Raw genomic sequence first — 21331 nt, forward strand, 5'->3', positions numbered from 1 at the left:
AATTACTTTTTACGGTTGTGGAGGTTGGCCGCAATACGCATACGCAAAGCGTTCAGCTTGATAAAGCCGCCTGCATCTTTCTGGTCGTAAGCGCCTTTGTCGTCTTCAAATGTAGCAATGGTCGAATCAAACAGTGAGTCAGTCTTGCTGTCACGGCCAACGACAATCACATTGCCCTTGTAGAGTTTGACGCGCACCCAGCCATTCACAGTGGCTTGGGTATGATCGATCAAGGTTTGCAAGGCGACACGCTCAGGGCTCCACCAGTAGCCGTTGTAAATCAGGCTGGCATAACGTGGCATCAAGTCATCTTTCAAATGCGCTACTTCGCGGTCCAGTGTGATGCTTTCAATCGCACGGTGCGCTTTAAGGATGATGGTGCCGCCAGGCGTTTCATAGCAACCACGGGATTTCATGCCAACATAGCGGTTTTCCACCAGGTCCAAACGGCCAATACCGTGTTTACCGCCAATGCGATTCAATTCAGCCAGGATTTCATGTGCTTTAAGCGCTTTACCATTCAAGGAGACAATATCGCCATTTTTGAACTCAATATCCAGGTATTCCGCTGCATCTGGTGCTTTTTCCGGGGAGACGGTCCAGCGCCACATATCTTCTTCGGCTTCTGCTGCCGGATCTTCAAGGTGACGGCCTTCGTAAGAAATGTGCAGCAAATTAGCATCCATAGAATAGGGACTGCCGCCTTGCTTATGTTTCATTTCGACTGGGATACCATGTTTTTCAGCATAGGCCAGTAATTTTTCGCGTGAGAGCAGATCCCATTCACGCCATGGCGCGATGATTTTGATATTCGGATTCAAGGCATAGGCGCCCAGCTCAAAACGCACCTGATCATTGCCCTTACCGGTCGCGCCATGTGAGATCGCGTCGGCTTTGGTTTCATTGGCGATTTCAATCAGGCGTTTGGCGATTAATGGACGGGCAATCGACGTCCCTAACAGGTACTCACCTTCATACACCGTGTTGGCGCGGAACATCGGGAACACGAAATCACGCACGAACTCTTCGCGCAGGTCATCGATGTAAATTTCGCTGACGCCGAACTTATTGGCTTTTTCGCGGGCCGGTTCCAGCTCCTCACCCTGGCCCAGGTCGGCCGTAAACGTCACCACCTCACATTGGTAGGTGTCTTGCAACCATTTCAAAATCACGGATGTGTCCAGGCCGCCAGAATAGGCTAATACTGCTTTTTTAATATCGCTCATTGAAGTTATATTTCCATAAAAAATATTTTTACCTCACAGCTAACGAGAGGAAAGAGAAAGCCCTTAAAAAGCTTTTCTCTGTGGCCTCGATGTTCTCTGTGGCTAACACCTGCTTTTGGCATCAAATTGATTGTGACGCCAGGCTGACACGCGTGATTTAAATTTGGTGTCAGCGTGAAACTATAAAAACACAAATTTTTTAGCCACAGAGATCACTGAGGACAAGGAGAAAAAACCTTGGAACACGCTGTGATCTCTGTGGTGAAAAATCAAACCTTGCCCAACAACAAAAATTCCATCAACGCTTTTTGTGTGTGCAATCTATTCTCTGCTTCATCCCACACGACGCTTTGTTTGCCGTCGATCACTTCGGCAGCGACTTCTTCGCCACGGTGCGCAGGTAAGCAATGCATAAATACAGCTTCCGCCTTGGCGACCTTCATCATGTCGGCGTCCACTTGCCAGTCTGCGAAGTCTTTACGACGCTCTTCGTTTTCTGCTTCAAAGCCCATCGATGTCCACACATCGGTGGTGACCAAATCCGCGCCGCGTGCAGCTTCCATCGGGTCAGCAAATGACTCGAAATGGGAGGTGCCATACAGGTTGGCACGCTCAGGCTCCACTTCATAGCCGGGCGGTGTAGAGACATGCACATTAAAGTCCAGCACCTCTGCGGCTTGCAGCCAGGTATTGCAGACATTGTTGCTGTCGCCAATCCACGCCACGGTTTTGCCCTGAATCGAACCACGGTGTTCAATAAAGGTAAATATATCCGCCAGTATCTGGCATGGATGATATTCGTTGGTCAGGCCATTAATCACTGGCACGCGCGAATTTTGCGCAAAACGCTCGATGATGCTTTGCTCAAATGTGCGGATCATCACGATATCGCTCATGCGCGAAATGACTTGCGCCGCATCTTCTACCGGTTCGCCGCGACCCAGCTGTGAATCGCGGGTATTGAGGTAGATGGCTGAGCCACCCAACTGCTGCATACCGGCTTCGAATGACAGGCGTGTACGTGTGCTGGCCTTTTCAAAAATCATGACCAGCGTGCGATCTACCAGCGGCCAGTATTGTTTGTAGTCTTTAAACTGCGATTTAATCCATTTGGCACGATGAAAGATGTGTTCGATCTCGTCGCGGGTCAGGTCATTAAACTGCAAAAAGTGTTTGATACTCATCATATGTTGGGCGCCTGTTCGATCAAGCGCTTGCCTTTAAAAAATTCAATATCAGTGGCGTCAATCTGCTGACCAGCTCATCGGCCTCCTGTTTACTCATGACAAGCGGAGGCAATAGACGGATCACTTTCTCAGAAGTCACGTTAATCAGCAGCTTCGCAGCCAGCGCCTGCTTGACCAGGTCAGCACAGGGTTTGTCCAGTTCAATGCCTATCATCATGCCCGCATTGCGGATATTGACGACGCCCGTTGCGCTTTTCAGTGACTCGGTAAACTGCTGGCGGATGTAATCGCCGACCGTTTGTGCATTTTCGCGCAGCTTTTCTTCGGCAATAATGTCCAGCGTCGCCAACCCGGCAGCGGTCGCCAACGGGTTACCGCCAAAGGTTGAGCCATGCTTGCCAGGCGTAAATGTTTCAGCCGCCACGCCACGGGCGACACAGGCGCCAATCGGTACACCTGAACCCAGGCCTTTCGCCAGCGTCATCACATCCGGCAAAATACCGGTATGCTGGAAAGCAAACCAGGTACCGGTTCTGGCAATGCCAGACTGCACTTCGTCCAGCATCAGCAACCAGCCGTTGGCATCGCAGATTTCACGCAGTCCTTGTATGTAGCCTTTGAGGCTGGCAGGAATATGGATACCCCCCTCACCTTGCACCGGCTCTACCAGGATAGCCACTACGTTGTTTTTGTGTGAGGCGATGGTTTTCACCGCTTCAAGGTCATCAAATGGCACTCGCAGGAAACCGCTCACCAGAGGCTCAAAGCCCGCCTGCACCTTGCGGTTGCCCGTGGCAGACAAGGTCGCCATGGTCCGGCCATGAAAACTTTGATCCATGACAATGATTTCAGGATGATCAATGCCTTTATTGTGGCCATATAACCGCGCCAGTTTGATCGCAGCTTCATTGGCCTCACAACCGGAGTTACAGAAAAACACGCGGTCCATGCCTGACAGCTCAGCCAGCTTGTCAGCCAGTGCTGCCTGCTCTGCAATTTGGTAGATATTTGACACATGAATCAACCTGGCAATTTGCGCATTCAATGCAGCCACAAACTTGGGATGAGCATGACCCAAGCCATTCACGGCCACGCCAGACAGCGCATCCAGATAGCGATCACCGGCAGTGTCCGTCAACCAGACACCCTCACCTTTGACAAAAGTCACCGGCTGCCTGCCATAGGTGTTCATTAAGTGTTCCGAATGCATTTCAAACCCTTTTTCAAAAAACAAAAACGGCGGCTTAAGCCGCCGTAAACGTCTTAAACCCGCTAAAAACCCAATACTGCGCGATGGCTCAATCCATTGGCCATGAAAAATAACATGGGCAGTGAGAGCACTAAATTAGTACGTGATGCCAGCATGGCCACACGTCGCGCTTTATTTTTTTCTGCATCATCCGCTGACACCATCCCAAGAATTTTTTTCTGGTTAGGCCAAATGAATACCCAGACATTCAACAACATGATAGTGCCTAGCCATGCGCCAACGCCAATCAGTTCAAAACCCTGACGTAAGGCGAAGGCATCGGTGAAGTGCGCCCCTAGCAAAGCCGCCCCTGCCAGCCAAGTCACAACGGCTGACCAGCGAAACCATAGCAACGCACGTGGCACGATATGCTTGTTAATTCCAGCGGCAGTTCCATCTGAGGCTGCAGCTTTAAGACCAGCCATTTGCACCAAGTTAAAGTAATACAACAATCCAACCCAGGTAATTCCTGCCAGGAAATGTATCCATCGTGCGAGTGCTGGTAGCAGTTCCATGAATCAGCCTCCAGCCACAATAAAATTTTTCAGGAAAAAAACCAAAGCCAGGGTTAATAGCAACCCTGATATGATGGACCCAGTCACAGATTCCAGCGGATTTTTCATACACACCCCAATCATCTATCCCACAATCACCCTGACGATCCGGCAAACTCAGTTTAAGTCCTTGATAAAGACTTGCACATGTTTGCCCTAACTTCAAGTCAGGACTCGTTTTTTTCTAGTTTTGAACCATTTCTGGCGAATGCTAGAGATTACCGCAAAAGCCCGATGTTGACAAGTTTACGCCAGCGCCATCGCGGTGAGCAAACACGCAGCGACTTGAGCCTAATGCAGCGTGTTTTTCGATTTATATTATAATGCGCGGCGGTATTAACATTGTGCGTTTGACATCCAGGCGCCTCAACACAGGGGAATCGTATACCATGGCAACAACTGATCTCGATGTATTGCTGGTCGGTGGCGGCATTATGAGCGCTACGCTGGCAGTTCTGCTACATCGACTCGACCCAACCCTGCATATTTGCATGGTAGAACAACTGGAAGATGTTGCCCTTGAAAGCTCTGATGCCCTGAACAATGCAGGCACAGGTCACGCCGGTTATTGCGAACTCAACTACACGCCCAAAGCCAAAAATGGGGATATTCAAATCCACCGAGCACTGGAAATTAATGCCGCTTTTGAAGTGTCTTTACAGTGCTGGTCTACACTGGTCAAAGAAGGCATATTAAATGCGGCTGACTTTATCCAACGCGTGCCGCATCTAAGTGCCGTTTGGGGGAGTGAGGATGGTGCTTTCTTGCGCAAGCGGTTTGAGTTATTACAAGCACACCCGCTGTTTGCCGAGATGCAGTGGAGCGAACAACCCAATATACTCAACGACTGGATGCCACTGATGATGTCTGGCCGCCAGGCAGCTGAAAAAATATCAGCAACGCGTGTGGCCCATGGCTCAGATGTCAATTTTGGTGCCCTGACACGCCAATTGGTCGCTTACCTCAAAACACGTCCCAACTTCACGTTGCTGACACAATCCCGGGTCACCAAACTTAAGCAACAGCAATCACGTGAACAAACAAGCTGGCAAGTGCGCATCCAGGACATGGTGTCTGGTCACACGCAACACTATCATGCAAAATTTGTCTTTTTGGGTGCCGGTGGAGGCGCACTGCCCTTATTACAACAATCAGGCATCCCAGAAGCGCATGGTTACGGTGGCTTTCCAGTCAGTGGCCAGTGGCTGATCTGCAATAACGATCGATTGATTAAAACGCATCACGCCAAAGTGTATAGCCAGGCGGCGGTAGGTGCTCCGCCCATGTCCGTCCCGCATCTGGATACACGCATGATACAAGGCAAACCCGCTCTGCTGTTCGGCCCCTATGCAGGATTCACAACGCGTTTCCTGAAACAAGGGTCTCGCTTTGACCTGGCAAAATCGGTCAAACTCAAAAACATCAAGAGCCTACTCGGTGCCGGACGCCATAATATGGACTTGACCAAATATCTGATTAAAGAGGTGTTTCAAAGCCACGAAGAGCGCATGGCGTCTTTGCGTGTCTTTTTACCGGATGCGCGTAGTGAGGACTGGCAACTGGCGCATGCTGGCCAACGCGTCCAAATCATCAAGCGTTGCCACCAGCACTGGGGCAAGCTGGAGTTTGGTACCGAAATTGTCGCCAGTGCCGATGGCAGTCTGGCCGCATTACTTGGGGCCTCACCTGGCGCCTCTGTCAGCGTAAAAGCAATGTTGGATGTACTACACCGATGTTTTGGTCACCGCATGCAAACGCAGCCTTGGCAGGATGGACTGAAATCCCTGATTCCGTCTTTTGGTGAATCACTGATTGACGATACGGCGCTGCTCTCTCGCGTCCGCAAAGACACCTTAAGCACCTTGAACCTAGGCTAAGCTCAAGCGGTTAGCGCTGCAAAAAAGTGTCTCATATTGATGACATTTTTAAGGGAAATTGGGAATAGGCTATGAAAAAATTTGAATTTCATCCGCGCTGTTGCGGTCATGTATAAATGATTTCTCTTGGAAACTACTTATCTATGCGTTCGTTTTTGCCAGATTATTCCATTCTCAAAGCCCCTACACTTAAAACACTAGGCGCTGGATTTGCCACCCTTCTTCTACTCGGTTGCCAGGAAACAGAAGCCCATAAAGTGCAGGCAACCACCCCTGACTTTGGCCAAAATGTCATTATTCTAGACCCAGGCATGCCATCAGATGACATCCAGCAAAAACTGGACACCTTATTCAAACAGCAGGAAAGTAACCAATTTGGCCCTGAGCGCTACGCGGTGTTGTTTAAGCCTGGTGTTTACCACAACAAAATCAAACTTGGCTTTTACACACAACTATCGGGTTTGGGACAATACCCTGACGATGTGATGCTGCAAGGTGGCATTGAAGTCAAAGCCACCTGGCATGAAGAGGACGCCACACAAAACTTCTGGCGCAGCGTGGAAAACTTGTCTGTCACACCGGACAACGGCACCATGCAATGGGCCGTCTCGCAAGCGGCGCCATTACGCCGTATTCATGTACGTGGCAATATGCTGCTGGATGACAACGGCGGCTGGTCCAGCGGCGGCTTTATTGCCGACAGCCTGATTGACCAACAGATCAACTCCGGTACGCAACAGCAATGGCTCACCAGAAATTCGACGCTGGGTAGCTGGACCAATGCCAACTGGAATATGGTGTTTGTCGGCGTTAAAAATACACCCGATGCTGAACACTGGCCCAACCCGCCTTATACGGTAGTTGACAAAACGCCTGTGATGCGTGAAAAACCTTTCCTCACCATCAACCAGGCTGGTGCTTACGAGGTATTTGTGCCTGCTTTACACACCAACACACAAGGCATTTCCTGGCAAGACGCGCATTTGCAAGGTGAATCACTACCGATTGAGCAGTTTTACATTGCAAAAGCCGCCACTGACACTGCAGACAGCATCAATGCGGCTTTAAATAAGGGCAAGCACCTTTTGCTGACCCCAGGCATTTACAAGCTGGACAAGGCCTTACAAGTCATTCGCCCCAACACTATCATCCTTGGCCTTGGGATTGCGACTTTAGAGCCCGTGGCCGGCAACGTCGCCATGACGGTGGCTGATGTGGATGGCGTCAAACTTGGTGGCATCTTGTTCGATGCAGGTGAAAAAAACTCGGACACTCTGCTGCAAGTGGGTGAACGTAAAAGTGCTGTCAGCCATGCAGGAAACCCCATCACCTTGCAAGACGTGTTCTTCAGGGTGGGTGGTGCTGCCGTCGGCAATGCAACCCATAGCGTGATGATCAATAGCAATCACGTGATTGGTGACAATTTGTGGGTATGGCGTGGTGACCATGGCAATGGTATCGGCTGGGCAAGTAATAAAACTAAACATGGCATTGTCGTCAATGGTGATGATGTCACCATGTACGGTTTATTTGTCGAGCATTTCCATGATTATCAGACTGTTTGGAACGGCGAAAACGGTGCAGTCTATTTCTATCAGAGTGAAGCACCTTATGATGTACCTGACCAGCAAGGCTGGATGAATGGTAGCGTCAATGGCTTTGCTTCTTATAAAGTTGCTGACCATGTGACCCGCCATACAGCCATAGGCATGGGCATTTATTGCTTTTTTAATGAAAATCCCAGTGTCAAACTCAATAGCGCGATTGAAGCGCCGCAGGGGCCCAACATCCGCTTCAGCCATGTGACCAGCGTTTCACTGGGTGGAACAGGCGAAATCACGCATGTCCTGAATGATATTGGAGAGACCGCCAAACCTGGTCATGAAGTGAGCAGGCTTCCATAAGCCTACGACGCGAACAGCCAGTTTTCAGGCTGTTTGCGACCCATAAAGCCGCTGGTAAACACTGCCAGTGCGATTGACCAAAGCATCGTGCTGGCCTTCTTCAATAATGCGGCCACCATCAAACACTAATACGCGGTCGGCTTCTTTTACCGCAGACAACCGGTGCGCAATGATGATTGTGGTGCGGCCACGCAGGAATTTTCGCATGGCTTGATGCAACAAGGCTTCGGTATGCGTATCCAGCATCGAGGTTGCCTCATCAAGAATCACTATTTGTGGCTGCTTGAGCATCATGCGGGCAATGGCCAGGCGTTGACGTTGCCCGCCAGATAACCGGACACCGCTGCGACCTAACGGTGTGTCCAGCCCTTGCGGCAGATCACGTACAAACTGCGATAACTGCGCCACTTCCAGCACCTGCCACAAGTCGTCATCGTCATAAGGCTGACCCAGGCTCAAGTTCTGCCGTACGCTATCATTAAACAGCATGGGATGCTGCAAGACGACGCCGATATGTTCACGCACCTGGGCATAACCCAATTGTTCTATTGCCTGACCATTAAACAGGATTCGACCTTGATTGGGCGCATACAAGCCAAGTAATAGCTGCACCAGTGTCGATTTACCTGCGCCCGAAACCCCAACCAACGCCACTTGCTCACCCGGCGCGATAGTCACTGAGACCTCTGCCAGGATAGGATCGCCTTCGCCATATGAAAAGGTGACATTTTGTAAATTGATGGCGGCGGGAACCTGACCAGAAAATGCATGCACGGTGGCTGGATAATGCGGTTCCTCTTCTGCGGCGAGTACCAGGTTGATCCGCCCCAGCGCGGCTTTGGCAGCATAAAAGGAAACCTGAACTGACAGCAATTCCTGCACTGGCCCCATCATGAACCATAAATAGCCAAACACGGCGATCATTTGCCCGACTGAGAGTGTGGAGAACACGACCATCAACATGGCGACGGCCCGGAAGATCTCAAAGCCAAACAGAAACACACCAAAAGATAAACGCGACAAGGCATCTGATTTCCAGCCTGAAGCAGTGGCTGCTTCACGGACAGCCTCAGCCGCCTGTTTGGCTTTATCTAGAAAGCGTTTGTCGCTATTGGTGGCGCGCAATTGCTGCATGACTTCCAGGGTCTCAGTCACGGATTGCGACAGCATTTCAAACGCGCTATTTTCACGCTGCTTCCACGCTTTAACCTTTTTACCCAGCACCATGGTCAGTGCAATCACAAACGGATTCACTAACAGGATGATCAGCGCCAGTTGCCAGTGCATCCATAACAACACAATCGCCACCCCAATCACGCTCAATATGGCTACCAACACCTTGGCAATGGTCTCACCCAAAAACTTGTCCAAGGTTTCAATATCTGTGAGTAATCGTGCCGTCACCTGCCCTGCGCCCAGGTTTTCATACACCTGCATGCGGATACGGGAGAGTTTATCGAGCAAGGTCTGGCGAACGCCCAGGGTCACTTGTTTGGACAAGCCGACAAAAATGCGGGTGGTGGCGACACCAAGCAGCACGCTGCCCAATCTCAGACTCATGGTCATCAGCGTGACGGTTAAAATGATGGCGACTGGCCCTATCCAGTCATGTGGCAACAACCAGGTCATGAACTGGGTCAGCTTGCCAGGTTGATTCAACAGCACCTCATCGACCAGCAAAGGCATTAGCAACGGGATTGGCACCGCCACAATAGCCCCCATAAAAGCCAGCGCCTGCCCTAACCACAAACGCTCGGACTGCTGGCGCGATTGCAGCCATAAATCACGCAGTGTCAGCATACAATCAAGCCCGATTAAGCTTTACCGCCAGCCAATACGCGTTGTCTGCGAATTTCATATAAGGCAATCCCACTGGCCACGCTCACATTCAAACTCTGTACCGATCCAAACATCGGAATGGTAATGAGCGAGTCACAGGTTTCTTGCGTCAACCGGCGCATGCCATCGCCCTCAGCCCCCATCACTAACGCAATCGGGCCCTCCAGCTTGCTATTGTGCAAAGTGCCAGGCGCATCCATGGTAGTACCAACAATATGCACGCCAGCCTCTTTCAACTCACGCATGGTGCGCGCCAGATTAGTTACCGCAATAAAAGGCACTGTCTCTGCGGCGCCACTGGCAACCTTACGCACGGTACCATTCAAACCAACAGAACGGTCTTTAGGCGCGATAATGGCATGGACGCCCATGGCATCCGCCACACGTAAGCAAGCACCAAGATTATGAGGATCCTGCACGCCATCCAGGATCAGGAAAAATGGCGGTTCATCGAGATCTGATTCCAGAACATCGTGAATATCCTTGTATGGCATGGGCGTTTCCACCACGCGTGCAATGACCCCTTGGTGACGACCATGCGCACCGATAAAACCGTCCAGGCGTTGACGCTCAGCTTGTATCACTCGAATATTCTGTGACTTGGCCATGTCGAGCAGGTCACGCATGCGTGCGTCTACACGCTCCTGATCAATAATAATTTCCTGAATGCTGTTGCCATGCTGACGCATGCGACTCAACACCGCATGAAAACCAAACAAAATGCGGGTTTCTGACATAGTGACTCCTAAATTTCTTTTGATGACCTTTGCAAACCATACGCAAAAGCTTAAAAATGAATCACGCAGCAAACAGGCTAAAACTGCTGGCTGCGTGAATTGACTACTCAATCACATGAATGCGACTCAAGACGCTATTATCGGGCTTTTGCCTTTGGTTTGCCTTTATTTTTTTGTGCCGAATGACGGCCTTTGTCTTTTGCCGAACGCGATTTACCTGCCGCAGCCTTGCCTGCAGAAGCTGAAGCTGGCTTACCACGTGAGGACTTGGACGCTGGAGCGGCTGGTTTTGTAGCCGTCGTCGCGCTTCTGGCCCAGGCCGTTGGCGCCGCTTTCGCTGTAGCACTCCCGGGCCTAGACACCCTCACCTTTTTACTGACAGACTGAGGCTCATCGTCGCCAGCGTCGTCATTTTCGGCATCGGCAGGCGCTTCTACTGCGCCAACCAGCGTAAAGTCTATGCGTGATGTTTCCAGATCTACGCGTACAACCTTCACTGTCAAGCGGTCGCCCAGGCGATACCTGACGCCCGTACGCTCACCCACCATTTCATGCCTAGCCTTGTCATGGATAAAGTAGTCATTCCCCAGGTCGGTCACATGCAACAAGCCTTCGACATACACCTCATCCAGCGCAACAAACAAGCCAAAACTGGTGACGCCAGCCACGGTGCCGCTAAATACTTCTCCGACTTTGTCCTGCATGTAAAAGCATTTCAGCCAGTTGGTTACATCGCGTGTGGCATCATCGGCACGACGCTCTGTCATTGAGCAATGTACGCCCAGCTGGTGCCAGTCTTTGGCCTGGTAGCGCTTACCCTCCACCACGGCCTTGATGGCACGGTGTACCAGCAAATCCGGGTAGCGGCGGATGGGTGACGTAAAGTGGGTATAAGCCTCATATGCCAAACCAAAGTGGCCAACATTATCCGGGCTGTACACGGCCTGCTGCATGGAGCGCAGCATCACGGTTTGTAATAACTGTGCGTCCGGGCGTGATTTGATGCGCTGCATCAATTTGGCATAGTCTTTGGCACGTGGACTTTCACCACCGCCCACACCAAACCCGAACTCGCCCATAAACAGGCGCAACGCTTCCAGTTTCTCCGGCGTCGGGCCTTCATGGATACGGAATAAACAGGTCTGCTCGTTCTTGAGCAGAAAGTCAGCGGCACAGACGTTGGCTGCCAGCATGCACTCCTCAATTAGCTTGTGTGCATCATTGCGGACGACAGGCACAATCTTGTCGATTTTACCGTTATCGTTAAATACCATCATGGTTTTAACAGACTCAAACTCCACTGCACCGCGTTTTTCACGTTGTGTCAGCATCAAGCGGAAAACACTGTTCAGGTTTTGCAAATGCGGCAAAAGCCAGGCGTATTCCTCGCTCAAGGCGGCATCTTCGCCCTGCAATAAGGCCGCCACTTTGGTATAAGTCATACGTGCTTTTGAAAGCATGACTGAGGGGTAAAACTGGTATTGTTTGACCACACCCTGGCCATCCACCTGCATATCGCACACCATGCAAAGGCGCTCAACGTCAGGGTTCAATGAGCACAAGCCATTAGATAAGGCTTCAGGCAACATGGGGATCACGCGCCGCGGAAAATACACAGAGTTGCCGCGGTCATAGGCCTCTTTATCCAGCGCATCACCCGGCTGTACATAAAAACTCACATCGGCAATCGCCACCACCAGCCGCCAGCCCTTACCTTGCGGCTCAGCAAATACGGCATCATCAAAGTCACGGGCCGTTTCCCCATCAATGGTAATCAATGGCAAGGCACGTAAATCCTTGCGCCCCTTGTAATCTTTGGTTTGTACGGTTTTGGGAAAGTCTTCCGCCTGCTTGAGCGCAGCCGGATTGAATTGATGCGGTAAATGATGCTTGCGCAGCGCAATCTCAATCTCCATGCCACTGTCGGCATAGTTACCGAGGATTTCCACCACCTTACCCATGGGCATGGAGTGTGAAGACGGATATTCCGTCAGCTCTATGGTGACGATCTGCCCGACTTGTGCGTCCATATCCAAGTGATAAGGGATCACAATATCCTGGCTGATGCGTTTATCTTCTGCTGCCACAATGGTGACACCTTGCGCACGGATCACACGCCCAACCAGCGTCTTGTTGGCACGCTCCAGCACTTCAACAAGTTTGCCCTCAGGGCGGCCTTTACGGTCTACTCCCGCCAAGCGAACCATGGCACGGTCACCATGCATGACCAAAGTCATTTCTTTAGGTCCAAGAAAAATATCTTCGGGACTCTTGGTTTTATCATCTGGGACAAGAAAACCATAGCCATCGGTATGGCCAAACACAGTCCCAGCAATTAAATGGATTTTATCCGGTAAACAAAATGCGCCCTTGCGGTTGCGCATCAACTGGCCATCGCGCTCCATCGCGCCCAGCCTGCGGTTAAAGATGTCCCGCTCATCAGGACTGATATCCAGCAGCACATAAATCTGCTCGGCACTCAGGGGAACACCCTGATCTGACAACAACTGCAACACCAGCTCCCGACTGGGCAAAGGTGTCTGGTATAACTCGGCTTCTCGCTTGGCCTGCGGGTCATTTGCGCGCAGGGATTTTTTAGTTTTTCTGGTTGACAATATTTATTCTTCCTTTAAAATGCACAGCTTCTTTAGCCCAGATGGCGAAATTGGTAGACGCGCTAGTTTCAGGTACTAGTGTTTAACGACGTGGAGGTTCGAGTCCTCTTCTGGGCACCATCAAGCAGCTTACCAGCTGCGCCAAATTAGACTCCCAAGCAATCGATATTCTTACTGTACTCAAAAGAATTTGCCTGGCTACTGCTTGAATCAACATAAAGCAAGTTTAACACTCTTTCCCACTCGCGCCTTAATTAACTCAAACTTCTCTTTGGACAAGCTAAACCATGATTTCATTCCAGCGCTTTGGCTCCATCATTTAATATCTTTTGAGTGTAGTGGTAAATTTCCAGTGCCATTTAATGCTCTAAGTATCGTGTCAGGTAAAGCTGTAACTTTAATTAATTGCCCCTAATCTCCTTAGTTTTAATTATCTTTTTTCAGACCCACTTCCTCTCTGTACGTTTTTTCTTTGAAACGCTTGAGCACAACCAAACAAAAAGACCCAGGCATGACCATGGATCTCCTATCACCGTCGGTGAGGCCCGGCTAGTGCAATTAGTATTCTCTGAATAGCCACAAACCCAGTGAACACCTTTCAAAAATCGCATGAGCAATTTATTTTGATCAACGGTTCTTTTTGAAGGAACGAGCAAAAATAAAAAACCCCGGTCACCCGAGGCTTTTTAGAAACTACCATTTTTAATTACTTATCGGTTATTAAAAAAACCAATATTCATCACCCTGTCATTCACAAAAGTGACTTCGGTTTCTTTATAAGTATGTTTATCGTCGTATCTCACCAAATTTTTGTAGTACCACATTTCAACCTGCACAGGCTTTGAGTTGTCTTGTTGCTTACCCATGGTGCCTATCATGTTGTTGGCGTTGCTTGGTTTCACAGACTGTTGCTTTTTAAAAGGCTGCCCGAGCTTTTCTATAATCAATTTTTTTGATTTACCACTAAAGCCGCTGATAAATTCATCTTCTGTGTAAGTCTTACCGGCGAATGCGCTTGTCGCCGCCATCAGCACTGAAGCTGCTACCAGTATGGCCGAAATTTTTGCATATAACTTCATGTTTACTTCCTGTTATCCAAAATCGAGTTGCTGAATTATTATTTGGTGCAAGTATAACTGCTTATCGCCCTATTTGGTTGACCTGGCATGCCAGCAATATGGCTAAAAATGCAGTTGCAGTCCATCATAACCAACGACGACATTGGCTGGTAACCGGGGTTGCAAAGCGTGGTATTCGAGTTCGTGTGTCATGTGTATCAACACATTACGCTTGGCGCCTATGCGCTCAATCAAGCCCAGTGTTTGTTCCAGGCAGACATGGGTGGGATGCGGTTTTTCACGCAGGCAGTCAATCAGCAGGACATCGACGCCTTGTAACAAGGCATACGAGCTTTCGGGGATCTCTGACACATCGGTCATATAGACAAAATTACCGATACGGTAAGCGTAGATGCGGATCTTGCCGTGCATGATGGGGATAGGGATGACCATTTGCCCGGCGGCTTCAAAAGGCCCCTCAACGATATTGGCAGCCAGCACCGGCAAATCCCAATATTGGGGAATTGGGTCGCGCAGGGTATAGCCAAATTTTTCCTGAATATGGCTAATCGCCTCCGGGTAACTGTAGAGCGGAATCTGGCAGCGATTCACTTGGCAAAAGGCGCGCAGGTCGTCAATACCATGCAAATGGTCTGCATGTGTGTGGGTGTAAAGCACCGCATCTACCCGGTTCATTTTTTCACGCAACGCTTGCTGGCGTAAATCAGGAGAGGTGTCTATGAGGATGACCCTGCCGTCATCAAGGGTCACCATGCTAGAGCAGCGCGTGCGCTTGTTACGGGTATCGGTGGAGGTGCAGGTATCGCAACGACAGCCAACGGCAGGTGTGCCTGCACTGGAGCCTACGCCTAAGAGAGTGACTTGCATGGCTGAGCGTGCTTGAATAACTTGAAGAAATTGGCTGTTGTCGTTTCCATGAATTGCTGTAATGGTACGTCTCGCAAGCGGGCAACCTCTTCAGCGACATGCCGCACATACGCTGGCTGATTGGTTTTACCACGGAAAGGAATAGGAGCCAGATAGGGGGAATCGGTCTCTACCAGAATTTTATCTAATGGCACCTTTTGCGCGACGTCTTTCAAAGCCTGCGCATTCTTGAATGTCACAATACCGGAAAACGAGATATAAAATCCCATCTCAATGGCTGCCTGCGCCACCTCCCAGCTTTCGGTAAAACAATGCATGACTCCCCCGACCTCTGCTGCGCCCTCTTCCTGCATGAGGCGCAGCGTATCTTCGGCCGCATTGCGTGTGTGGATAATAAGCGGTTTACCTGTGGCCTTGGCTGCGCGGATGTGGGTACGGAAACGGTGACGCTGCCACTCCAGATCGCCCGTCAGGCGGAAATAATCCAGCCCTGTTTCGCCTATCGCCACCACACGAGGATGGTTGGCCAACCTGACCAACTCCTCCACTGTCGGCTCCTGTATGTCTTCGTAATCCGGATGCACGCCGACTGAGGCGTATATATTCGGATGCTGCTCAGCAATGGCCAGCACTTCAGGGAATTTATCCAGTGTCACGGAAACACACAGGGCATGCCCGACTTCATTGCTACGCATGGTGTCTAGCACCTGGTCCATATTCTGGACCAGTTCGGGGAAATTAAGATGGCAATGCGAATCGACTAACATGTGACTTAAAGAAACTCGATAACAGGATTAAAAATGGGGCTAAATGGTATTGGATGGTCGGCTGGATTTGAGTGCTGCACCCAGGATGGTTTCAATGCGTTTCTTGGCTTCGACACCACCATCTTTGTCCGAGAACTGTATGCCTATGCCTTGTGGCTTGTTGTTAACCGCTTGCGGCGTAATCCAGATGACTTTACCGACTACCTTAAGCTTGTTTGGATCATTGAGCAAGGTGAGCAGCATAAATACCTCCTCCCCCATTTTAAACGGCTTGCTGGTGGGGATAAACAAGCCTCCCCCCTTGACAAACGGCATGTAAGCGGCAAACAGGGCCGCTTTTTCACGGATAGCCAGCGACAAAACACCTGGTTTTGCAGCAGCGGGTGGTAAGGTATCGTTCATTGCCTAAGCTCCAGAATGCCTGGCGATGCTAGCCAAACATTTTCTTATACTGCAGTAATAGCTGTTCCAGCTGTAGCTCCTGATTGAGCGGATGCTGTGCTGTCATTTTAAAACGATTTAGTTGTTGTTGAAATGCCAGCAATCGCGATAAATTGACACCAGATGCCAGGGGTTGCATAGGCCCGGCATCACCAGGATGGTAACGCAGTGGTTGCTGGTTGCAAGATAACCATACATCCAGCAACCACTTTTGCAATGCCTGTATGGCCTGCTCCATGCCAAGTTTGATCAACACGGGCACCACGGCGACGACATCCATCTCAGCCCCTCGCAGCAATTGCGGCCGGAACTGCTGATACCAGCCATGCAAATCCAGCTCGTCCTGTAATACCGTCGTGGGCGCACCACCACTGTAGTGCCACACCCACTCCGCATGAGCAACTGATTGTGACTGCAGCCATTGCAAGCCCTGCTCCATGCTGGGCACAGGCATTTCCACCTGCATGCAACGGCTTAAAATCGTTGGCAGCAAGGCTTGCCGCTGATGTGACACCAGCAAAAACTGCGTCCGTTGCGGTGGCTCCTCAAGCAATTTCAATAAGGCATTGGAGGCGGCAACATTCATGGCTTCAAGCGGATGAATCAACACCACGCGTATGCCATCCACTCTATGTGTGCTCAAGGCGAGGTAATCATGCAAGGCGCGGATCTGGTCAATCAGAATCTGCTGCCGTTTGCGCGTTTTCTTTTTACTGCTTTCGCTGCCACTGTCATCATCTTCAGGGGTGATTTCCCTGAAGTCTGGATGTGCGCCTTCCGATAGCCAATGGCAGGATTCGCACTCGCCACAAGCCATCCCATTTTGTGGTTGCAGGCACAGCAACCCGGCAGCCATGGTGCGTGCAAAATCCAGCTTGCCTATGCCAGCTTTTCCATGAAACAGCAAGGCATGGTGGCGGCTATTCCCTGCTTGCATCCATTGCGAAAACAGTAAATCTTGCCATGGATAAAGCTTTTTAATCATATGGATAAAATGACTTCTTCAACTGTTTTCTTCACTTCCTCGAGCGGCCTATGTGCGTCGATGACGCGGAACCTTTGCGGATACTCGGCAGCCCTCTTTAAGTATTGAGACCGTAATCGGGCAAAAAATTCCGCCCCCTGGGCTTCAAACTTATCCGGCGCACGCGCGCTGGCCAGGCGTTGCAAACTGACTTCAACCGGTACATCAAACAGCAAGGTGACGTCAGGCTGCAACTCACCTTGTACCCATTGCTCCAATTGTTGCATCTTATGCATGGGCAAACCCCTGGCCCCACATTGATAGGCATATGAAGCATCGGTAAACCGGTCTGACACCACAATCGCATCACGCTGCAAGGCAGGTAATATCACCTGCTGCAAATGTTCGGCACGGGCGGCGAACATGAGCAAAGATTCTGTTTCCACATGCATCTCCCTGTGCAACAAGAGTTCACGCAACTCTTCCCCAAGTGGTGTGCCCCCTGGTTCACGTGTAGAAACGACCTCACGACCACCTGACGCCAGCAGTTGCAGAATGGTTGGGATGTGCGTGCTCTTGCCTGCGCCATCCATGCCTTCAAGCGTAATAAATAGACCCGCCATTACCTCATCATCCCTCAGTCATTTAGTGCTTTTTTAATTGATAGGCCCGTACCGCCTGGTTATGTGCTTCCAGCGAGCTGGTAAATACATGCCGTCCTTGCCCATTTGCTACAAAATACAAGGCATTCGTCTTAGCCGGATGCAATGCAGCCTGAATAGAAGCCAACCCAGGCAAAGCGATCGGTGTGGGCGGCAAGCCGCTACGCGTATATGTGTTATAAGGCGTATCCGTTAACAAGTCTTTCTTGGTGATATTGCCGCGATACCGCGTGCCCATGCCATAAATCACCGTGGGATCGGTTTGCAAGCGCATGCCTTTACGCAGGCGGTTGACAAACACGCCTGCAATTTGTGGCCGCTCTTCCTCTACCCCGGTTTCTTTTTCCACAATCGATGCCATCACCAGCGCCTCATACATGGACCGGTAAGGCAACCCAGCCTCACGCCCCTCCCAGGCGGCAGTCAAATGCTGCACCATTTTCTGGTAGGCCCGCTTGTAAAGGTCGACATCACTGCTTTGCGCATCGAGGAAATAAGTGTCGGGGAAAAACCAGCCTTCAGGATGTTGGTCCTGGCCGCTGACCAACTGCATCAACTCATGGTCTGACAGCATTACCGTGTCATGACGGATCCCGGGCATTTGTGCCAGTTTCTGACGGAAATCGGTAAAGGTTTTTCCCTCAGTTAATTGCAACTTGAACTGATCAAAGGTACCATGCTTGAGAATATCCAGCAAAGATAGCACTTGTAACGGCGTATTCAGGGCGTAATCTCCCGCCTGTAATTTGTTGCCACTCCCTGTCAGCTTGACCATGAGCAAAAAACTGTATGGCTCAGTCAGCACGCCCGCAGCCACCAACTGATCAGCAATCCCGCGCACACTGGCCCCGGCTGGAATCTGCAACCCAATTGTTTCTGACGCCATGGGCAAAGGCCGGATCATAAAAATCACCATCCAGATGCCAAGTGCCAACCCACCGAGGCCAAGCAATGCAGCCCCGTATTTCATACCCTGCTTAATGAACCACATAATTCAAATATGCTCTTAATTCCTTGGCCCAGTCATTGCTGGCAATCGCCTGCTCATCAATCTGCGTCACCTGCAATACACCATAAACACTATTTGCGATCACCACCGCATCGGCAGTCAACAGGTTTTCCATCAATAAGCTGGTGGTCACGACAGTGTTGCCACGCGTTTTGTACCAGTCGAGAATTTTTTGCCGCATGACACCGGCCACGCCGCAATGGTCCAGCGCTGGTGTCATCACCAAACCATCTTTGCTGATAAACAGGTTGCCGCTGACAGCTTCAATCACATGATCATCATAATCACGCAATATGCCATCAAAAAAGCGGGGATCCTTGAGTTCTGCACGGGCCAATACGTTTTCAAGACGATTCAGGTGCTTGATGCCAGCCAGTAATGGCTGCGAGGCCAGCCGGGTCTGGCAGGTATATAGGGCGACTCCCGCACTGTAAATCTCCGCAGAATACTCTGGCAGCGCACTATGGACAAACACTCGCGTGGGTTCACAAATGGCCGGCGGCGCATATCCCCTGGCGCCATCCCCGCGCGTAATGATAATCTTGATGATGCCGGAGGATTGCTCGACCTCCAAGGCAGACGCCATAAAGTACTTGAACTCCTGCATCAGCAATTCCGCTGATGGGCACACAATCTGGATTTTGCTGCAATCGGCCACCAGCGTCTGGTAATGCAACGGCCAATCCAGCAACTCCCCATTGAGCAGGCGCATGGTGCGGAAAATACCATCCCCGTAGGCGAAACCACGGTTGGTCGGCGCAATGCCAGAGACCAATTTACCATTGACGCAATAGCGGACTGAGGTCATGAGATGCCAAAAAGAGTGATATCGAACAAGGCTGAAACCTTACCATAAATCGTCGCTGTCAGCCTCGCCACATCATGAAAAACAGCCATCAAACGGTAGTCAAATAGCGAAATGAAGGACTTTCTAAAGTTTATTAGAACAATGCCGTTAAAGAGTTAAGGCGTAATGTATCCCTACTATTTTCACGAGGTAAGGCCATGTCAGTTTCAACCATTCAAACCAACCTCTCAGCATTATTGAATAAAGCCTATAACTCCGGCTCAAGCGACGCCATCAGCCAGCTCGCCAAGGAAAAGACAGCAAGCCCTGAAAGTACTGACTCCTCTTCAGCAAGCAGCCAGGTCACGCTAAGCGGTGCTGATAACACAGCAGCCACCTACACCGCTAAAGGTTTGATGCAACAATTACGGCAATATCAATTGAGTAATGCTACCTTGATATTTGGCAACGGGGATGATAGCAATGAAGACACCACCGGCCTCACTGGCTTAATGGGCGGATCATCCAATACTGAGCAGGAAGGCATGAGCGAGGACTGGGTAGCTGCTATCAGTGAAAATCCCGGCAAAGCGGCCGTCATGGTCGCCAGCACTAAAAGCAGCACGCTCAATACCATTCTCGGCAATGATTAACCGCTGATATACCGCCGCTACTCCTTGACAAAACTACCTTGCGTTTTGCTGCTCAACAATTGCATCAAATCGGCTGAGCGCACAGCCAAGGCATAACCAAGCACACCGCTACCTATCACTACCGTCTCATAGCGAGACACACTGCTATCGACCAACACACGCAACCCTTCAGGTAAAGCGATGGGCGGCACAGCACCCACGACATAGCCGGTTGCTTCCGGTACTTCATCATACTCGGCCATCCGGCATTTACGTTCGTTTAAATGGCTGCGTAACAAAGCCCAATCAGCGCGGCCACCACCAGCAACAGCCAGCAAACAAAAGCCGCTGCTCTCTCCTTTGAATACCACACTGCGCACCACAGACTGCGGGTCTAAACCCTGGGCAGAAAGTAATTCTTCCAGGCTACGAATAGGTTTCTTGTCTTCACTGAGTGGGATTTCAATGACCTGAAACTGGATGTGATGTTGCACGAGCAACTCAGTGACGGGCGAATGAATATTGGCGGTCATGGGTGTATTCCTTCACAAATCGCAATCAATCAATGGACTGGTATTCGGTGTATTTTGCATTGCTACCCTTGCATTTTTCAACCGGGTATTTTTGTGCATTGAGGTCGATTTTCGCATTGGCAGCCTGAATCAAATTAATGCCACATACCTCAGCAATGCGCAGCAGGTAGACAAAGGTATCTGCCAGCTCCTGTCCCACTTTTTGCCTGGTTTCTTCATCCAGTTGGCGGCTATCTGCTTCTGTCATCCATTGAAAATGTTCAACCACTTCGGCGGCTTCGACGATCATGGCCATCGCCAGGTTTTTGGGCGAATGAAACTGTGCCCAGTCGCGCTCTTCAACAAAGGCATTCACACGAGCTCGCAACGCATCAATTGAATCAGTCATCTTGCTATCCTGTT

The 21331-nt window shown here is 50.4% G+C and carries 20 protein-coding genes and 1 tRNA gene; 4 read left to right on the plus strand and 17 right to left on the minus strand.

Annotation, left to right across the window (positions count from 1 at the left end; all coding sequences use genetic code 11):
* Positions 1 to 2: 2 nt before the first annotated feature.
* The 4 genes from ACJ67_RS08355 to ACJ67_RS08370 all read right to left on the minus strand — a co-directional run bounded on the left by ACJ67_RS08355 (position 3) and on the right by ACJ67_RS08370 (position 4177).
* Positions 3 to 1226, minus strand: coding sequence for an argininosuccinate synthase (locus ACJ67_RS08355; protein WP_049638680.1), 1224 nt, complete (start codon positions 1224 to 1226; stop codon positions 3 to 5).
* A gap of 269 nt (positions 1227 to 1495) precedes the next feature.
* A complete protein-coding gene (gene argF, locus ACJ67_RS08360) occupies positions 1496 to 2410 on the minus strand; it encodes an ornithine carbamoyltransferase (protein WP_049639836.1) in 915 nt (304 codons plus the stop codon).
* 22 nt (positions 2411 to 2432) lie between these two features.
* Complete coding sequence (locus ACJ67_RS08365) at positions 2433 to 3623, minus strand: aspartate aminotransferase family protein (RefSeq protein ID WP_049639837.1); 1191 nt, start codon at positions 3621 to 3623, stop codon at positions 2433 to 2435.
* 62 nt (positions 3624 to 3685) lie between these two features.
* Entirely contained in the window at positions 3686 to 4177 is a 492-nt protein-coding gene (locus ACJ67_RS08370) for a urate hydroxylase PuuD (RefSeq protein WP_049638681.1), read from the minus strand.
* A gap of 428 nt (positions 4178 to 4605) precedes the next feature.
* Between ACJ67_RS08370 and mqo the strand changes: the two genes are divergently transcribed.
* On the plus strand, positions 4606 to 6093 hold the full coding sequence (gene mqo, locus ACJ67_RS08375) for a malate dehydrogenase (quinone) (protein WP_049639838.1): 1488 nt from the start codon (positions 4606 to 4608) through the stop codon (positions 6091 to 6093).
* Between the two features lie 143 nt (positions 6094 to 6236).
* Positions 6237 to 7997, plus strand: a complete 1761-nt coding sequence (locus ACJ67_RS08380; RefSeq protein ID WP_197080590.1) for an adenylyl cyclase — start codon at positions 6237 to 6239, stop codon at positions 7995 to 7997.
* A 24-nt stretch (positions 7998 to 8021) separates the two neighbouring features.
* Here the strand turns inward: ACJ67_RS08380 and ACJ67_RS08385 are convergent, their stop codons facing one another.
* The 3 genes from ACJ67_RS08385 to rnr all read right to left on the minus strand — a co-directional run bounded on the left by ACJ67_RS08385 (position 8022) and on the right by rnr (position 13188).
* Complete coding sequence (locus ACJ67_RS08385; protein ID WP_049638683.1) at positions 8022 to 9797, minus strand: ABC transporter ATP-binding protein; 1776 nt, start codon at positions 9795 to 9797, stop codon at positions 8022 to 8024.
* A 14-nt stretch (positions 9798 to 9811) separates the two neighbouring features.
* Positions 9812 to 10573, minus strand: coding sequence for a 23S rRNA (guanosine(2251)-2'-O)-methyltransferase RlmB (gene rlmB, locus ACJ67_RS08390; RefSeq protein ID WP_049638684.1), 762 nt, complete (start codon positions 10571 to 10573; stop codon positions 9812 to 9814).
* 137 nt (positions 10574 to 10710) lie between these two features.
* Positions 10711 to 13188 (minus strand): ribonuclease R, encoded by a 2478-nt coding sequence (gene rnr, locus ACJ67_RS08395; RefSeq protein WP_053092891.1) that lies wholly within the window; start codon positions 13186 to 13188, stop codon positions 10711 to 10713.
* 35 nt (positions 13189 to 13223) lie between these two features.
* Between rnr and ACJ67_RS08400 the strand changes: the two genes are divergently transcribed.
* Positions 13224 to 13308 (plus strand) — tRNA-Leu (locus ACJ67_RS08400).
* Positions 13309 to 13898: 590 nt separating this feature from the next.
* Here ACJ67_RS08400 and ACJ67_RS08405 read toward each other — a convergent pair.
* The 8 genes from ACJ67_RS08405 to pabC all read right to left on the minus strand — a co-directional run bounded on the left by ACJ67_RS08405 (position 13899) and on the right by pabC (position 19785).
* Positions 13899 to 14267 carry a hypothetical protein gene (locus tag ACJ67_RS08405; RefSeq protein ID WP_018985110.1) on the minus strand — a complete coding sequence of 123 codons (369 nt, stop codon included), beginning with the start codon at positions 14265 to 14267 and terminating at the stop codon, positions 13899 to 13901.
* Positions 14268 to 14369: 102 nt separating this feature from the next.
* Complete coding sequence (locus tag ACJ67_RS08410) at positions 14370 to 15134, minus strand: MBL fold metallo-hydrolase (RefSeq protein WP_049638685.1); 765 nt, start codon at positions 15132 to 15134, stop codon at positions 14370 to 14372.
* Positions 15116 to 15901: a TatD family hydrolase gene (locus ACJ67_RS08415; RefSeq protein WP_082163976.1), complete on the minus strand. Its 786-nt coding sequence runs from the start codon at positions 15899 to 15901 to the stop codon at positions 15116 to 15118. The genes ACJ67_RS08410 and ACJ67_RS08415 overlap by 19 nt, the downstream gene beginning before the upstream one ends.
* Before the next feature lie 39 nt (positions 15902 to 15940).
* A complete protein-coding gene (locus ACJ67_RS08420) occupies positions 15941 to 16303 on the minus strand; it encodes a PilZ domain-containing protein (protein ID WP_049638687.1) in 363 nt (120 codons plus the stop codon).
* Positions 16304 to 16331: 28 nt separating this feature from the next.
* A complete protein-coding gene (gene holB / locus ACJ67_RS08425) occupies positions 16332 to 17327 on the minus strand; it encodes a DNA polymerase III subunit delta' (protein WP_049638688.1) in 996 nt (331 codons plus the stop codon).
* Positions 17324 to 17929 (minus strand): dTMP kinase, encoded by a 606-nt coding sequence (gene tmk, locus ACJ67_RS08430; protein ID WP_049638689.1) that lies wholly within the window; start codon positions 17927 to 17929, stop codon positions 17324 to 17326. Before tmk ends, holB begins: the two co-directional genes overlap by 4 nt.
* A 22-nt stretch (positions 17930 to 17951) precedes the next feature.
* Positions 17952 to 18959 (minus strand): endolytic transglycosylase MltG, encoded by a 1008-nt coding sequence (gene mltG / locus ACJ67_RS08435; RefSeq protein ID WP_049638690.1) that lies wholly within the window; start codon positions 18957 to 18959, stop codon positions 17952 to 17954.
* Positions 18946 to 19785: an aminodeoxychorismate lyase gene (pabC, locus tag ACJ67_RS08440; RefSeq protein WP_049638691.1), complete on the minus strand. Its 840-nt coding sequence runs from the start codon at positions 19783 to 19785 to the stop codon at positions 18946 to 18948. The genes mltG and pabC overlap by 14 nt, the downstream gene beginning before the upstream one ends.
* Before the next feature lie 197 nt (positions 19786 to 19982).
* Between pabC and ACJ67_RS08445 the strand changes: the two genes are divergently transcribed.
* Positions 19983 to 20417: a hypothetical protein gene (locus ACJ67_RS08445; protein ID WP_049638692.1), complete on the plus strand. Its 435-nt coding sequence runs from the start codon at positions 19983 to 19985 to the stop codon at positions 20415 to 20417.
* Between the two features lie 17 nt (positions 20418 to 20434).
* Here ACJ67_RS08445 and ACJ67_RS08450 read toward each other — a convergent pair whose 3' ends face one another.
* Entirely contained in the window at positions 20435 to 20929 is a 495-nt protein-coding gene (locus ACJ67_RS08450) for an aminoacyl-tRNA deacylase (RefSeq protein ID WP_018985101.1), read from the minus strand.
* A 25-nt stretch (positions 20930 to 20954) separates the two neighbouring features.
* Complete coding sequence (locus tag ACJ67_RS08455) at positions 20955 to 21317, minus strand: nucleotide pyrophosphohydrolase (RefSeq protein WP_049638693.1); 363 nt, start codon at positions 21315 to 21317, stop codon at positions 20955 to 20957.
* Between the last annotated feature and the right edge of the window lie 14 nt (positions 21318 to 21331).

The organism is Methylophilus sp. TWE2 (assembly GCF_001183865.1).
Lineage (GTDB): Bacteria > Pseudomonadota > Gammaproteobacteria > Burkholderiales > Methylophilaceae > Methylophilus.